The 1,338-nt window shown below is 47.8% G+C and carries 1 protein-coding gene; it reads right to left on the reverse strand.

Translation table 11 applies throughout. From position 1 onward, the window contains the following. Positions 1–265: 265 nt before the first annotated feature. On the reverse strand, positions 266–1,270 hold the full coding sequence (locus tag INF68_RS18635) for an IS110-like element IS4321 family transposase (RefSeq protein ID WP_000427623.1): 1,005 nt from the start codon (positions 1,268–1,270) through the stop codon (positions 266–268). Positions 1,271–1,338: the final 68 nt, after the last annotated feature.

Genomic DNA, 1,338 nt, shown 5'->3' on the forward strand with positions numbered 1-1,338 from the left:
GAAAACGGAATCTATGGTCACTCCCGTTTTTGCAACACCGATTTTGACGACAAGTTGGCTTGCTTGAATCTATCCGGCGTCTGAATGGGATTTTATTCCCGCGCCTTGATGAGTTCCGCGCCTGATGAACCTCCAGAAAATATACGGCTTCAATGAGCCTTTCCGTTTTACAGGTTCCTCAACAGGCCGGTGGGCCGTTAGTATCATCAATATCAGTATTCGCAAAACCAGATCAGTAATTCTTTAAACCGGTGTATTTCTGCCGTTATGCTACATAAGTTTGCTGTCGTGCCGTTAGGGCCCAGGCTATTCTGGCCAGCTTGTTTGCCAGAGCACAAGTGACGACAAAGTTGCTTTTCCGGCACAGTAAATCCCTGACCCAATCGGCCAATTTGCCAGACTGGTGTTCCAGTTTTTGTATGAATACCCTGGCACATTGAACCAACAAAGTTCGGATCTTTTTATTACCTCGCTTACTAATTCCCAGCAATGTCGTCCTACCTCCCGTGCTGTACTGCCGAGGTACAAGCCCTGTTGCCGCCGCAAAGTCACGGCTGCTGGCGTACTGCTTCCCGTCGCCAATCTCAGTTGAAATAGTACTCGCTGTCAGTGTTCCGACGCAGGGAATGCTCAGCAAGCGCTGTCCAACCTCATCTTCGTCCAACTTTCGTTTCAACTGGGATTCCAAATCTTTAATCTGCTCAACAAGATAGTGATAATGCTGTTGTAATTTCAGCAATAACTGGCTGAGGTAAAGAGGCAAACTATTATCCTCAAGAATGGTACTCAGTCGGCTAATAACGGCAGCTCCTCGGGGAACGCTAATGCCAAATTCCAGCAGAAAAGCATGCATTTGATTGGTTGTTTTTACCTTATCCTGAACCAGGGATTCACGGACACGATGCAGAGCCCGCATTGCCTGCTGAGATTCCGTTCTGGGCTGCACAAAACGCATAGACGGACGCGATGCAGCTTCACAAATAGCTTCGGCGTCGACAAAGTCGTTTTTATTGCTTTTAACGAACGGGCGGACAAATTGTGGTGATATCAGCTTTGGGGAATGCCCCAACTCTTCCAACTTGCGTGCCATAAAGTGAGAACCGCCACAGGCTTCCATTGCGATGGTTGTAGCGGGGCATGTCGCCAAAAATTCGATCAACTTTGGCCGGGTAAATTTTTTACGGTAAACAGCCTTCCCGCGACGATCCTGGCAATGAATATGGAAAGAGTTTTTACCCAGATCGATACCAATGAGCGCAATGTTTTCCATGATAGTTCTCCGAATGAAAGCCTGTCCTCAGCATAGTACCGGGAAGGAGGGAGTGACCATCTCATTAA

The organism is Enterobacter cloacae complex sp. P16RS2, from assembly GCF_014982155.1.
Lineage (GTDB): Bacteria > Pseudomonadota > Gammaproteobacteria > Enterobacterales > Enterobacteriaceae > Enterobacter > Enterobacter cloacae_M.

Excerpts from the sequence above, each read along its gene's own strand:
- INF68_RS18635 (WP_000427623.1), bottom strand. The coding sequence starts at position 1,270 with ATGGAAAACATTGCGCTCATTGGTATCGATCTGGGTAAAAACTCTTTC.